General features: G+C 68.2%; 10 protein-coding genes and 1 pseudogene. 1 reads left to right on the top strand and 10 read right to left on the bottom strand.

The window, feature by feature from the left end:
- The 10 genes and pseudogenes from F3H32_RS12795 to F3H32_RS12750 form a co-directional block, all read right to left on the bottom strand.
- Window positions 1–450, bottom strand: a pseudogene (locus F3H32_RS12795) (hypothetical protein); the annotation flags it as partial.
- 188 nt (window positions 451–638) lie between these two features.
- The gene (gene paaZ, locus F3H32_RS12790; RefSeq protein WP_149766192.1) at window positions 639–2,699 is read right to left on the bottom strand and encodes a phenylacetic acid degradation bifunctional protein PaaZ; all 2,061 of its coding nucleotides are present in this window, start codon (window positions 2,697–2,699) and stop codon (window positions 639–641) included.
- A gap of 79 nt (window positions 2,700–2,778) precedes the next feature.
- Window positions 2,779–3,531 (bottom strand): Phenylacetic acid catabolic protein, encoded by a 753-nt coding sequence (locus tag F3H32_RS12785; RefSeq protein WP_149766191.1) that lies wholly within the window; start codon window positions 3,529–3,531, stop codon window positions 2,779–2,781.
- 22 nt (window positions 3,532–3,553) lie between these two features.
- Window positions 3,554–4,630, bottom strand: coding sequence for a 1,2-phenylacetyl-CoA epoxidase subunit PaaE (gene paaE / locus F3H32_RS12780; protein ID WP_149766190.1), 1,077 nt, complete (start codon window positions 4,628–4,630; stop codon window positions 3,554–3,556).
- Between the two features lie 28 nt (window positions 4,631–4,658).
- Complete coding sequence (gene paaD, locus F3H32_RS12775) at window positions 4,659–5,180, bottom strand: 1,2-phenylacetyl-CoA epoxidase subunit PaaD (protein ID WP_149766189.1); 522 nt, start codon at window positions 5,178–5,180, stop codon at window positions 4,659–4,661.
- A gap of 5 nt (window positions 5,181–5,185) precedes the next feature.
- Window positions 5,186–6,040, bottom strand: coding sequence for a 1,2-phenylacetyl-CoA epoxidase subunit PaaC (gene paaC / locus F3H32_RS12770; protein ID WP_149766188.1), 855 nt, complete (start codon window positions 6,038–6,040; stop codon window positions 5,186–5,188).
- Window positions 6,040–6,324 (bottom strand): 1,2-phenylacetyl-CoA epoxidase subunit PaaB, encoded by a 285-nt coding sequence (paaB, locus tag F3H32_RS12765; protein ID WP_024843406.1) that lies wholly within the window; start codon window positions 6,322–6,324, stop codon window positions 6,040–6,042. Before paaB ends, paaC begins: the two co-directional genes overlap by 1 nt.
- Window positions 6,325–6,389: 65 nt before the next feature.
- Entirely contained in the window at window positions 6,390–7,379 is a 990-nt protein-coding gene (gene paaA / locus F3H32_RS12760; protein ID WP_149766187.1) for a 1,2-phenylacetyl-CoA epoxidase subunit PaaA, read from the bottom strand.
- 18 nt (window positions 7,380–7,397) lie between these two features.
- Entirely contained in the window at window positions 7,398–8,603 is a 1,206-nt protein-coding gene (gene pcaF, locus F3H32_RS12755; RefSeq protein WP_149766186.1) for a 3-oxoadipyl-CoA thiolase, read from the bottom strand.
- Window positions 8,604–8,767: 164 nt separating this feature from the next.
- The gene (locus F3H32_RS12750; RefSeq protein ID WP_223191443.1) at window positions 8,768–9,676 is read right to left on the bottom strand and encodes a PaaX family transcriptional regulator C-terminal domain-containing protein; all 909 of its coding nucleotides are present in this window, start codon (window positions 9,674–9,676) and stop codon (window positions 8,768–8,770) included.
- 174 nt (window positions 9,677–9,850) lie between these two features.
- Here F3H32_RS12750 and F3H32_RS12745 point away from each other — a divergent pair, with 174 nt between their 5' ends.
- Window positions 9,851–11,728, top strand: coding sequence for a TRAP transporter large permease (locus F3H32_RS12745; RefSeq protein ID WP_149766185.1), 1,878 nt, complete (start codon window positions 9,851–9,853; stop codon window positions 11,726–11,728).
- Window positions 11,729–11,750: the final 22 nt, after the last annotated feature.

Here is an 11,750-nt window from a genome sequence, read left to right as displayed (position 1 = left end):
CGAGGAAAGCTGGGTATAGGCCGCCTCCAGCCCCGCCGACAGGCCGAAGCCGTTCGAGGCCAGGTTTTGCAGCGTCACCCAGATGCTGTCGGTCAGCGACATGCGGCCGCCGTAAAGCGCATTGGCCTCGATCGGGTCGACGATCGGCCCGCGGCGGCGGCGCAGCCGCACCAGCAGGGCGCTGAGCAGCCCGCCGGCGGCCGGGATCGCCAGCAGCGGCCAGCCCCGCTCCAGCCCGGCGCCGCTCAGGCCCTGGGCAAAGCCCACCCCGTAAAGCAGCCGGTGCAGCAGCGCCGCAAGGCTGCCCACCGCCGCCACCACCAGCCCGGCAAGCCCCCCCGCCGCAATCCCCAGCAGGATAAGCCCGATCTCGTTGCCCCGCGCAAAGGCACGGCGACGGAAAAGCGTCAGCCACAGGATGGCAGAGGTGGCAAGGGATTTGCGGGACATGGCGGGGAATTGCCGTGGACGAAGGGAACAAGGGGCGACGCTGCGCGGACGGGTTTAACCGCAAACCGCGCCGCCGTCACCCTTTGCCTGCCCGGGGGCGGAAACCGGCTTTCGCCCGCCCGGCGATCCGTCGCCTGTCGCCGGGACCGGGCTTTCGGCCGGGCAGGACGGCTTTGCCGCCGGCGCCGTCACTCGGCCGCGGCAGCCTGCGGCCATGTCTTGGCCACCATGGTCAGCACATCGTATTGCGCCACCACCTCGGCCTTCTGGTTCGTCACCTGGCAATCCCAGCGCACCTCGCCATGGCCGGCATTCTCGCGCGGGTTGATCTCCTTGCAGGTCAGCCGCACCTGCAAGCTGTCGCCGAAATAGACCGGGGTCAGGAAGCGCAGGTTGTCCACGCCGTAATTGGCCAGGACCGGGCCGGGATCGGGTTCGACGAACAGCCCCGCCGCAAAGCTTGCGACCAGATAGCCATGCGCCACCCGGCCGTCGAAGAACGGGTTCGCCCGCGCCGCCGCCTCGTCCATATGGGCGTAAAAGGTGTCGCCGGTGAACTGGGCGAAATGTTCGACATCCTCGCGGGTGACGATGCGCGCCGCGGTGACAAGCTGGTCGCCGATGCGCAGTTCGGCCAGGGACTTGCGGAACGGGTGTTCGCCCTGCTGCACATCGGCGCCGGGGATCCAGCGCCCGGTGACGGCCGACAAAAGCCGCGGCGTGCCCTGCACCGCCGTGCGCTGCATGTAATGCTTGACGCCGCGGATGCCGCCCATTTCCTCGCCGCCGCCCGCGCGGCCCGGCCCGCCATGGACCAGCGGCGCCAAAGGCGAGCCATGCCCGGTCGAGGATTTGGCCGAGCCCCGGTTGCCGATCATCACCCGCCCGTGCCAGGGCGCCGCGCCCAGCACCAGGTCGCGGGCGACCGCCGGGTCGTCGGTAAAGACCGACGTGACCAGCGAGCCGCGGCCCAGCCGCGCCAGCGCCAGCGCCTCGTCCAGCCCGTCATAGGGCATGACCGTGGCGACGGGTCCGAACGCCTCGACCTCGTGCACCGCCGCCGCGGCAAAGGGCTGGGCCGCATACATCAGCACCGGGTTCAGGAACGCGCCGCTTTCGGCATCGCCCGAGGTCACGCGCACCGCGTCGGGGTCACCCGCCACGATCTCGGCCGCGGCTTGCAGGTCGCGGATGCGCTCGCGCACTTCCTCGCGCTGGCCCAGGCTGGCCAGCGGCCCCATGCGCACCCCCTCGTCGCCCGGCAGGCCAAGGGGCGTCTTGCCCAGCCGCTGATCCAGCGCGGCGACCAGCGCATCGACCTGGGCGCGGGGCGCGATGACGCGGCGGATGGCAGTGCATTTCTGCCCGGCCTTGACCGTCATCTCGCGCGCGACCTCGCGCACGAACAGGTCGAACTCGGGCGTGCCGGCCACCGCGTCGGGGCCAAGGATGGCCGCGTTCAGGCTGTCCGCCTCCATGGTGAAGCGCACGGAATTGGCGATCACCGCCGGATGGGTCCTGAGCTTGCGCCCGGTCCAGGCCGAGCCGGTAAAGGTCACCGCGTCCTGTTCGGTCACATGGTCCAGCAGATCCCCGACCGAGCCGCAGATCAGTTGCAGCGCGCCTTCGGGCAGGATGCCGGTCTCGACGATGCGGCGCACCATCAATTCGGTCAGATAGGCGGTCTGGCTGGCGGGCTTGACCAGGCAGGGCACCCCGGCCAGCAGCGTCGGCGCGATCTTTTCCAGCATCCCCCAGATCGGGAAGTTATAGGCATTGATATGCACCGCCACGCCATGCAGCGGCGTCAGGATATGCTGGGCGACGAAGCTGCCGTCCCTGGACAGCACCTCGACCTCGCCATCGGTCAGCAGGCGGGCATTGGGCAATTCGCGCCGCGCCTTGGAGGCAAAGGCCAGCATGGTGCCGATGCCGCCCTCGATATCCACCCAGCCGTCGGTGCGGGTGGCGCCGGTATGCAGGCTTTCGGCGTAGAACTCTTCTTTCTGCGCCATCAGCGCCAGGCCCAGGGCCTTGAGCATCCCGGCGCGTTCGTGAAACGACATGGCGCGCAGTTTCGGCCCCGCCGCCTCGCGGCCATGGGCCAGGGCTGCGGCAAAGTCGATGCCGGTCGCGTCGATCACGGCCACCGGCGCGCCGGTGGCGGCGTCCAGCAGGGTCTGGCCCGGCTTGTCGCCGGGGGTCCAGCGCCCGCAGACATAGCTTTCAAGACGGCGCGGAGTGGTCATGGGCGTTTCCTTGGTCAGTCTTCGTTTTGGTCAGGCGGCAAGGCCCCGCCCGTCGGGAAGCGCGGCCGCAAGCGCCGGTTCAGAGGCCAAGCGCGGCCAGATGTTCCGACACCAGCGCCTGCCAGCGCGCCAGCAGCGCCTCGTTCGGGCTGTGGCGCAGGCCGAACCGCGCCAGGGTGTCGTGGCGCGCCGAATGCGTCACGCCAAAGCCCGCGGCGACGCGTGGCCGCCAATAGGCGATGGCGGCGCGGGCTTCCTCGCGCCCCGCTTCGGTCTGGGCGATCTGCTCCAGCCCCTCTCGGCCCAGTTCGGCATGGCGCGCCTCGCGCGGGGCGATCTCGCGGAACACCTCGGCCAGGGGCGCGTAGGATACGCGGGTCAGTTCGGTCATCTGCACCCCGGTCGCCAGCCCTTGCAGCACGTTCATCACCACCGCGTCGGTCCAGCCGGCGATGGGATAGTGAAACACCGACAGCCGCATGTCGCCGGGCCGGCGCGCCGCGCCCAGGTCGGCTCCGCGCTCCACCCGCGCGGCCCAGTCATGGCTGGTCTGGTAGCGCCCGGCATCGGTGCCGAACTCGGCCATCACCCGCAGCACCCGTTCGGCATGATCGGCCTTTTCCAGGGTGATGCGGCTGGCGGCGATCCGCTCCCGGATGCCGGGGGCAAGGTTGATCGCATCGGCGAACCCGGCCGAGGCCGCCAGTTCGCTGTCCACGAAGGACGACATCAGCCGCAAAAGCTCGCCGCGATAGCGGGCGGGCACGTTGCCGGGCGCGGTCAGCACGCCGCCCTGCGCCAGGTAGTCCTCGATATTCATGGTGTCGGACATGGGTTCCCCTCCTGCGCCGGGATCATTCGTCATAGGTGACGACCACGCGGTCGCTGATCGGGCGGGCCTGGCAGGACAGCACATAGCCGGCGCGGACCTCGTAATCCTCCAGCGCGTGGTTCACCGCCATTTCGACCTCGCCCTCCAGCACCTTGCAGCGGCAGGTCGAACAGACGCCGGCCTTGCAGGAATAGGGCGCGTCCATGCTGTTGGCGAGCGCGGCCTCCAGGATCGTCTCGCCCTCGCGCGGCATCTGGAAGCTGCGGGTGGCGCCGTCCAGCGTCACCGTGGCCGCCACGCCCTCGCCCGCCGCGCCCGCCTGGGCCGAAACCGGACGGGCCTTGGCCCGGCCCGGCTGGCTGGACGCGAACAGTTCGAACTTGATCTGCCCCTCGCCCAGCCCGTGGGCGCGCAGGGATGCGGCAACGGCCAGCATCATCGGCTCGGGGCCGCAGATGAATGCGGTATCCACGGCCTCGGCATCCAGCCAATGCTGGAACAGCGCCGCCATCTTGGCCTCGTCGATGCGGCCGGTGAACAGGTCGATCTCCTGCCCCTCCTGCTCCAGCACATGGATGACCGAAAAGCGGCCCAGATACAGGTTCTTCAGATCCTCCAGTTCCTCGCGGAACATGATGGTGCTGATCTGGCGGTTGGCATAGACCAGCGTGAACTGCGCCCGCGGCTCGCGCGCCAGCACGGTCTTGATGATCGACAGGACCGGCGTGATGCCCGAGCCGGCGGCAAAGCCCAGATACTGCTTGTCCGCCCCAGGCTCGATCGGGGTGAAGAACTTGCCCATCGGCGGCATCGCCTCGATCTCGTCGCCGGGCGCCAGGGTCTCGTTCACCCAGGTGCTGAAGGCGCCGCCATCGACGCGCTTGATGCCGACGCGCAGCATCCCCTCGTCCTTGCCGGCGCAGATGGAATAGGACCGGCGCAGCTCCTCGCCGTCGAAGTCGCGGCGGAAGGTCAGGTATTGGCCTTGGGTGAAATCGAACAGCGCCCGGTCCTCGTCGCGGGGGGCCAGGGTGACGACCACCGCGTCGCGCGTCTCGCGCTTCACATCGGTGACTTTCAGCGGGTGGAAGCGTGCCATGCGGGTATCCTTCCTGAAGCGGGGCCTTTTACAGGCATTTGAAGTAGTCAAAGGGTTCCAGACAGTCCTTGCAGCGATAATTCGCCTTGCAGGGGGTCGAGCCGAACTGGCTGATCTTTTCGGTATGGGTCGAGCCGCAGCGCGGGCAGGCGATGGTCAGGTTCGCGCCGCTCATGCGGGCGATGCGCCCGGCCAGCACCCCGTCCGCCGCCGTGCCGTCGATGGGCGGGGCGATGCCATAGGCGCGCAGCTTTTCGCGGCCCGCCTGGGTGATCCAGTCGGTGGTCCAGGGCGGGGTCAGCTGGCGTTCCAGCCGCAGCTTGTCGATGCCGTGGCTGCGCAGCGCGGTCTCGATGTCCAGGTTGATGATGCTGGTCGCGGGACAGCCGGAATAGGTCGGCGTGACCCGGACGACCAGCGTGTCGCCCTGCCATTCGACGCCGCGGATGATGCCCAGGTCGGTCAGGCTGATGACCGGGATTTCCGGGTCGGGCACCTCGGACAGCCAGCCCCAGACCTCCTCGACGCTGGGATGGGTCGCAGCGGCCATGGCGCTTACCAGCTTGCGCCGGGATAGGCGCGTTGCAGGAACTGCATCTCGGCCAGGATATAGCCAAGCTGTTCGGTATGGATGCCCTGCCGCCCGCCCTTGTGCGAAAAATCGCCCTCGGGGATCTGCAAGGTGGCCTCGGTCAGCACATGGCGCAGCGTGGCGTCCCAGCCGGCGCGCAGGCTGGCCGGATCGGGGGCGATGCCGCGCGCCGCCATCTGGGCATCCTTGTCGTCGCCCAGAAACATCTCGCCGGCATAGGGCCAGAGCGCGTCCAGCGCCTGCTGCATGCGGCGGTGGCTTTCCCCGGTCCCGTCGCCCAGCCGCACCACCAGGTCGGATGACCGTTCCAGGTGATAGGCCACTTCCTTGCCGGCCTTGGCCGCGATCTCGGCCAGCCGCGGGTCGGACGAGGCCGCCAGCCCCTTCAGCATTTCATGGTGCCAGGCGTCGAACAGGAACTGCCGCATCAGCGTATGGCCGAAATCGCCGTTCGGACGCTCGCAGATCAGCAGGTTGCGGAAATCCCAGGCGTCGCGCAGATAGGCCAGGTCGTCGGCCGTCCGCCCCTGCCCCTCGACCTCTCCGGCCAGGCCAAGCCATAGCTGCGTCTGGCCGATCAGGTCCAGCGCCACATTGGCCAGCGCGATGTCTTCCTCCAGCGCCGGCGAATGGCCGCACCATTCGGACACGCGATGGCCCAGCACCAGCGCGCTGTCGCCGATGCGCAGCAGGGTTTCAAACAGCGCCTCTTGCCCCTCGTCGGGCTGGGGCACGGTTGGGTGGGCCGGATGCGCCTGGGCCTGTTGCCGGGCCAGTTCCGCCACCTGGGGCGTGGTCATGTCGGGCAGCGACGGCATCACATATGCCCCACTTCTTCGGGGATGTCGAAAAAGGTCGGGTGGCGATAGACCTTGGCGTTCGAGGGCTCGAACAGCGGCCCCTTGTCCGAGGGGCTGGACGCGGTGATCTGCGCCGAGGGCACCACCCAGATCGACACCCCCTCGTTCCTGCGCGTATAGACGTCGCGGGCGTTCATGATCGCCATTTCGGCGTCGGGCGCATGCAGGCTGCCGACATGGCGGTGGTTCAGCCCGTGCTGGCCCCGGATGAAGACTTCCCAGAGCGGCCATTCCTTGGACATGGTTCTCTCCCTAAACTTGGTTGCGCGTCCCGGCCCGGTCGGCCGGCGGCGCTGTTCCTGACGGGTTACTCGGCGGCCTGGGCGCGGCGGGCGGCGGCTTTCTCGGCATGGGCCATCAGCCCATCGCGGAACCAGGCGCCGTCCTCCCAGGCCTTGACGCGCGCGCCCAGCCGGTCCTTGTTGCAAGGCCCGTTGCCGGCGATCACATCGAAGAATTCCGACCAGTCCGGCTCGCTGAAATCGTAGCCGCCCTTTTCCTCGTTCCATTTCAGGTCCGGGTCGGGAACGGTCAGGCCCAGATATTCCGCCTGCGGCACGGTCTGGTCGACGAATTTCTGCCGCAATTCGTCATTGGTGTTGATCTTGATCTTCCAGGCCATCGACTGCGCCGAATGCACCGAATCCTTGTCCGAAGGCCCGAACATCATCAGCGACGGATACCAGAATCGGTTCAGCGCGTCCTGCGCCATGCGCTTTTGCGCCGGCGTGCCCTGGGCAAGCTTCATCATCACCGCATAGCCCTGGCGCTGGTGAAAGCTTTCTTCCTTGCAGATGCGGATCATGGCGCGGGAATAGGGACCGTAGCTGGTCCTTTGCAGCGGCACCTGGTTCATGATCGCCGCGCCATCGACCAGCCAGCCCACCGCGCCCATATCGGCCCAGGTCAGCGTCGGATAGTTGAAGATCGAGGAATATTTCATCTTGCCGGCATGCAGCAGCTTCATCAGCTCATCGCGGCTGACGCCCAGCGTCTCGGCGGCGCTGTAAAGATAAAGCCCATGCCCGGCCTCGTCCTGCACCTTGGCCAAGAGGATCGCCTTGCGCTCCAGCGTGGGGGCGCGGGTGATCCAGTTGCCCTCGGGCAGTTGGCCGACGATCTCGCTATGGGCATGCTGGCCGATCTGGCGGACCAGCGTCTTGCGATAGCCCTCGGGCATCCATTCCTTGGGCTCGATCTTCTCACCGCGGTCGATGCGCTCCTGAAAGGCGATCTCCTCGGGGGTCATCTCTTCGCGGGCCTTCGTCCCTTCGGACTTCACAAGCTGGGCATACATGGCAAACTTCTCCCTGGGTCAAACGCGTTCGATGATAAGGGCGATGCCCTGCCCCACGCCGATGCACATGGTGCAAAGCGCATAGCGCCCGCCGGTGCGATGAAGCTGATACATCGCCGTCGTCACAAGCCGGGCCCCCGACATGCCAAGCGGGTGGCCAAGCGCGATGGCGCCGCCGTTGGGGTTCACATGGGCGGCGTCGTCGGGCAGGCCAAGGTCGCGCAGGGTCGCCAGCGCCTGGCTGGCGAAGGCCTCGTTCAATTCTATCACATCCATCTGACCGATGGTCAGTCCCGCGCGCGCCAGCACCTTTTTCGCCGCCGGCGCCGGACCGATGCCCATGATCCGCGGCTCGACCCCCGCCGCCGCCATGGCGACGATGCGGGCCTTGGGCAGCAGGCCGTGGCGCTCTGCCGCAGCACCCGACAGGATCGCCAGCGCCGCGGCGCCGTCGTTCACGCCCGAGGCATTGCCCGCCGTCACCGTCAGGTCGGGTCCGTTCACGCCTTTCAGCTTGGCCAAGGTCTCGGCCGTGGTGCCGGGGCGCGGATGCTCGTCGGTATCGACCACGACGGGCTCGCCCTTTTTCTGCGGCACCGTGACCGGCACGATCTCGTCGGCAAAGACCCCGGCCTTCTGCGCCGCGTCCCAGCGCGCCTGGCTGCGCGCGGCAAAGGCGTCCTGGTCGGCGCGGCTGACGGCGAAATCGGCTGCCACGTTGTCGGCGGTCTGCGGCATCGAGTCGATGCCATATTGCGCCTTCATCGCCGGGTTGACGAAACGCCAGCCGATGGTGGTGTCATGGACCGCATTGGCGCGGGAAAAGGCGCTTTCCGCCTTGGGCATCACGAAGGGGGCGCGGCTCATGCTTTCGACGCCGCCGGCGATGACGAAATCGCAATCGCCCGCCTTGATGGCGCGCGCCGCCATGCCGACCGCATCCATGCCCGATCCGCAAAGCCGGTTCACCGTGGTCCCCGGCACCGCCACCGGCATCCCTGCCAGCAGCACCGCCATGCGGCCGACGTTGCGGTTGTCCTCGCCCGCCTGGTTGGCGCAGCCATAGATCAGGTCGTCCACCGCCGCCCAGTCCACGCCGGGATTGCGCGCCATCAGCGCCTTCAGCGGCACCGCGGCCAGGTCGTCCGCCCGGACCTGGGCCAGCGCCCCGCCATAGCGACCGATCGGCGTGCGCACCGCGTCACAGATGAAGGCGTCCTGCATGCTCTCTCCCTTATATGTGGCGAGACCAGTGATTCTCCAATTCACTGACCGATTGGTCAATTTATACAGGCTGAAACATCACGAAGAAAGAGAATTTTTCGCTATCCATGTAATGTTTGGCGGCGCCCGACAATTACCCCTACAATACAGCACATTACCCGATCTCACCCCGCCAGCCGCGCCCGGCTTTCGGCGGTTTGCGCCGGCAGGAAGCCGTCCTGGCCCTCGAAATGCCCGCCGATCCAGCGCTCGGCCGCGGGGGACAGGTGCCGGTAAAGGCTGCGAAACAGCGCCCGCGCCTCGTGCCCCTTCCAGTCGGCGGGCAGGGCGTCTTGCGGCAGGCGCGGGTCGCGCAGCAGCGCGCCGCGATAGTCATGCACCAAAAGCAGCCGGGCGATCAGCGCCATCTCGTCCGACAGCGCCGCCCCCGCCTGGGCCAGCGGCTGGAACCGCGCCAGCATGTCCTGATAGCGCCGATGCGGCACCGACAGGTCCCAGAACTGCCCGATCCGGTCCAGTTCCGGCGGGTCGGCGGCGCGAAAGGCCAGCGCGCCTGGGGGCACCGGCTGGCCGCGGTCGGGGCGGATGAACACCGCGCCGCCCATATGGCCCATGCGCTGGTGGCGGGCCTCGTCCTCGGCCAGGTCGGGGGCATGCAGGATCTGCCAGCCGCGCGGCGGCACCTCGGCGCCGTAAAGCAGCCCCGCCGCCTGGTCGAATTCCCGCTGGGCCGAGGCGTCCAGCCGGTAATAGCTGCGCCGCCCCAGCCGCTCGCCCCGCAGCCGATGCGCGGCAACCAAGCGCGACACCGCGGTCCGCACCAGCGATTCGCTGATGCCGACTCGTTCGCAGACCTCGATCAGCGTGCCGGTCCACAGCACGCCGCCGCGCGGCACCACCACGTCGCCATAGACCGTGACGATGAAACCGGCCGAACGCAGCGCCATGTCCTGCACGATCCCGTCGAACAACCGCCGTTCCGCCATGCCCTGCCGCCCCCGTCCGCCTGCCTGCCTGCCGCCATAGAAGCCGGGAATGCCGGCCCGCGCAATGCGCCCGGCATTCCACATCATGGACCAGTTTGCCAGCCAATCCGCGACGCAATCGCCCCCCGAACCGGGCCGGACAGTTTTTTCTTGCACTTGTCGCCGAACTGCCCAGAAATCGGCACAAGACGCGGCTGCCTGCTGTCCACATCGTGGATCGCAGGCCGGGAAGGAAGGGCCCGCCGCCAGGGGAGGACATATATGCAACTGACCGACACCCAGCCCCAGGGCGAGCTGGCCCTTGGCGGCATCGAGGCCCTGGCCGAACCCAAGCGCGCCGAACGCTGGATGCGCCCGGTCGAAATCGCCGCCGCCGCCCTGCTGGTGGTGATGATCGTCACCGTGCTGGCCAATGTGTTCTTTCGCTATGTGCTGACAAAGCCGCTGATCTGGGGCGACGAAGTGGCCTCGATCAGCTTCATCTGGATGGCGATGCTGGGCGCGGCGCTGGCGGTGGACCGGCACGAACACATGCGGCTGACCGTGGTGCTGCCCTTGCTGCCGCCGCGGCTGGCGCGGGTGGCCGAGGTGGCGGGACAGGTTCTGGTCTGCCTGTTGCTGTTGCGGCTGCTGCCGGTCGCCGTCGAATATGCCTATGAGGAAAGCTATGTCACCTCGCCGGCGCTGGGGCTGCCGATGTCCTGGCGCGCCTCGGCCCTGCCCGCCGGGATCGGGCTGATGTCGGTGCTGGCGGTGCTTTCGCTGCTGCGCACCCGCGAATGGCGCATCATCGCCGCGACCCTGGCCGTCACCGCGGCGGCGGTGGCGCTGCTGTGGTTCGCCAAGCCGGCGCTTCTGTCCATGGGCAACTGGAACCTGCCGATCTGGCTGGGCCTGCTGGTCGCGGTGCTGCTGTGCATCGGCGTGCCCATCGCCTTTTGCTTCGCGCTGGGGACGCTGGCCTATCTGACCTTTGCCAGCCATGCGCCGATCTTCGTGATGATGGGCCGCATCGACGAAGGCATGTCCTCGCTGATCCTGCTGTCGGTGCCGGTCTTCGTGCTGCTGGGCTGCATCCTGGATGCGACCGGCATGGGCCGCGCCATCGTCAATTTCCTCGCCTCGCTCCTGGGCCACGTCAAGGCGGGGATGAGCTATGTGCTGCTGGGCTCGATGTTCCTGGTCTCGGGGATTTCCGGCTCCAAGGTCTCGGACATGGCGACGGTGGCGCCGGCGCTTTTCCCGGAAATGCGCAGGCGGGGCCATTCCGCGCCCGAGATGACGGCGCTGCTGGCAACCGGCGCGGCCATGGCCGATACCGTGCCGCCCTCGATCGTGCTGATCGTGCTGGGCTCGGTCGCCGGCGTGTCGATCGCCGGGCTTTTCACCTCGGGCTTCGTCATCGCCATGGTGCTGCTGGTGGTGCTGGCGGTGCTGGCGCGCTGGAAGGCGCGGGCCGAGGATATGTCGGGCGTCAGCCGCAGCGCCCTGCCGCTGATCGGCAAGACCGCGCTGATCGCCGCCCCGGCGCTGGTGCTGCCCTTCATGATCCGCAGCCTGGTCGGCGGCGGCGTGGCGACCGCGACCGAGGTCTCGACCATCGCCGTGGTCTATGCTTTCGTCATCGGCGTCGTGCTTTACGGCGGCATCCCGGTCCGCAGGCTGGGCACCATGCTGGTGGAAACCGCCGCCATGTCGGGCGCGATCCTGCTGATCCTGGGCGCGGCCTCGGCCATGGCCTGGGCCTTGACGCAATCGGGCTTTGCCCGCGACCTGATGGCCGTCGTCACCGGCCTGCCGGGCGGCTGGCTGGTGTTCATGCTGGCCTCGATCCTGATCTTCCTGATCCTGGGCTGCGTATTGGAGGGGTTGCCCGCCATCGTGCTGCTGGCGCCGATCATGTTCCCCATCGCCCGCGGCCTGGGCATCCACGACATCCATTACGCCATGGTCATCGTCACCGCGATGAATATCGGGCTGATGGCGCCGCCCATCGGCATCGGCTTCTACATCGCCTGCAAGATCGCCAATGTGCCCGCCGACCAGGTCATGCGCCGCATCTGGCCCTATCTGGCGGCGCTGCTGGTCGGGCTGCTGGCCATCGCCGCCGTGCCGGCATTCTCGACCGCCCTGCTTTGACGTCAACACCCCCTGGAGGAGG

The organism is Paracoccus thiocyanatus (genome assembly GCF_900156255.1).
In the GTDB taxonomy this organism is placed as follows: domain Bacteria; phylum Pseudomonadota; class Alphaproteobacteria; order Rhodobacterales; family Rhodobacteraceae; genus Paracoccus; species Paracoccus thiocyanatus.
The sequence above is the reverse complement of the archived record's forward strand: the minus strand, read 5'-3'. Positions and strand labels throughout refer to the sequence as shown.

What these genes read in the sequence shown, in the direction of transcription:
- paaZ (WP_149766192.1), bottom strand. Translation starts at nt 2,699, where the DNA reads ATGACCACTCCGCGCCGTCTTGAAAGCTATGTCTGCGGGCGCTGGACC.
- F3H32_RS12785 (WP_149766191.1), bottom strand. Translation starts at nt 3,531, where the DNA reads ATGTCCGACACCATGAATATCGAGGACTACCTGGCGCAGGGCGGCGTG.
- paaE (WP_149766190.1), bottom strand. Translation starts at nt 4,630, where the DNA reads ATGGCACGCTTCCACCCGCTGAAAGTCACCGATGTGAAGCGCGAGACG.
- paaD (WP_149766189.1), bottom strand. Translation starts at nt 5,180, where the DNA reads ATGGCCGCTGCGACCCATCCCAGCGTCGAGGAGGTCTGGGGCTGGCTG.
- paaC (WP_149766188.1), bottom strand. Translation starts at nt 6,040, where the DNA reads ATGCCGTCGCTGCCCGACATGACCACGCCCCAGGTGGCGGAACTGGCC.
- paaB (WP_024843406.1), bottom strand. Translation starts at nt 6,324, where the DNA reads ATGTCCAAGGAATGGCCGCTCTGGGAAGTCTTCATCCGGGGCCAGCAC.
- paaA (WP_149766187.1), bottom strand. Translation starts at nt 7,379, where the DNA reads ATGTATGCCCAGCTTGTGAAGTCCGAAGGGACGAAGGCCCGCGAAGAG.
- pcaF (WP_149766186.1), bottom strand. Translation starts at nt 8,603, where the DNA reads ATGCAGGACGCCTTCATCTGTGACGCGGTGCGCACGCCGATCGGTCGC.
- F3H32_RS12750 (WP_223191443.1), bottom strand. Translation starts at nt 9,676, where the DNA reads ATGATGTGGAATGCCGGGCGCATTGCGCGGGCCGGCATTCCCGGCTTC.
- F3H32_RS12745 (WP_149766185.1), top strand. Translation starts at nt 9,851, where the DNA reads ATGCAACTGACCGACACCCAGCCCCAGGGCGAGCTGGCCCTTGGCGGC.